Origin of the sequence: Bifidobacterium sp. UBA744 (genome assembly GCA_002298605.1) — a bacterium.
Taxonomy (GTDB): domain Bacteria; phylum Actinomycetota; class Actinomycetes; order Actinomycetales; family Bifidobacteriaceae; genus Bifidobacterium.
Genome location: DBKS01000012.1, coordinates 5938 through 7411, shown reverse-complemented (window position 1 = coordinate 7411; position 1474 = coordinate 5938). Strand labels below are relative to the sequence as shown.

The following is a 1474-nucleotide window of genomic DNA, read 5'->3' as shown; positions in this document are numbered from 1 at the left end:
ATTCGGCGGCTCCAAGAATCTCGCCGGACATGATCGCCCCGGCCACGCCCTCGATCTGCGGAGTGGTCCACGTATCACGAGTCTCCGGCGCGATGCGGTTCGCGTACCGGCGAATCACGTCATACACGGCACGCCCGGCCGGGCCGGGCTGAATCGGCTCGCGGAAGTCAAAGGCGCGAGCGGCGCAGATCAGTTCAACGGCGAGCACGCGGGCGAATGCGGGAATCGAACGACGCAGCTTGCGCGCGGCGGCCCATCCCATCGACACATGGTCCTCCTGCATGGCCGAACTTGGTATCGAATCAACCGAGGCCGGCACCGCATTGCGCTTCAGTTCGGAGACAATGCCGGCGGCCGTGTACTGTGCGATCATAAAGCCGGAATCCACGCCGGGATCGCCGGCCAGAAACGCCGGCAAACCACGGTTGCGCGCGGTGTCGAGGAAGCGATCAGTGCGACGTTCTGAGATCGAAGCGACATCGGCGGTCGGAATCGCCAGAAAATCAAGCACATACGCCAGCGGGGCGCCGTGGAAGTTGCCGTTGGACTCCACACGGCCATCCAACGTGACGCACGGGTTATCAATCGCGGAGGCCAGTTCGGTGCCCGCCACGGAGGCCGCATACTCCACGGTATCGCGCGCGGCGCCATGAACCTGCGGCGTGCAGCGCAGGGAATAGGCGTCCTGAACCCGCACGGCGGAACCCGGCCGGCCGGCCTCGATCAACCCCGAACGCTTCATGAACGCCGCGATATTGGCCGCCGAATCCCCCTGACCCTTATGCGGGCGCAACGCCTGGAGGTCGGCCGCGAACACGCGATCGTTGCCCAGCATGCCCTCCACGCTCATTGCGGCGGCGATATCAGCGGTTTTCAGCAGCAGGCGCAAATCCTTGATGGCCATGCACAGCATGCCGAGCATGCCGTCGGTGCCGTTGACCAGCGCCAGACCTTCCTTTTCCTTCAAATCGACCGGCGTAATCCCCGCGTCGGCGAGCGCCTCCGCGCCGGAGACCTTGAAACCGGCAGCGTCGTATGCCTCGCCCTCCCCCATCGCGACCAGCGCGCAGGCGGCCAGCGGCGCCAAATCACCGGAGCAGCCCAGCGAGCCGTATTCATACACAACAGGCGTGATGCCGGCGTTCAGCATATCCGCATACACCTGCGCGGTTTCGGGACGCACGCCCGTTCGGCCGGTGCACAGCGTGCTCAGGCGCAGCACCATCAGACCGCGCACCACTTCGCGCTCAACCTCCGGGCCGGCCCCGGCGGCGTGCGAACGGATCAGGCTCTTTTGCAGCTGAGCCCTGCGATCCTTGGGAATCGAAGTGGAGGCAAGAGCCCCGAATCCGGTGGAGATGCCGTAATGCGGCACGGTGTCGTCAGCCAAATGGTCGATCACCGCGCGGCTCAGGGCCATCTCGCGTTTGGATTCCTCACTGATCACCACGCTGGCGTCCTCACGCGCCACCGC

At 65.5% G+C, this 1474-nt stretch carries 1 protein-coding gene; it reads right to left on the bottom strand.

Features of this window, described 5'->3' with window-relative positions; genetic code table 11:
* On the bottom strand, nucleotides 1-1474 hold a 1474-nt coding region (hutH, locus tag B2994_RS01440; RefSeq protein ID WP_291526628.1), incomplete at both ends, for a histidine ammonia-lyase.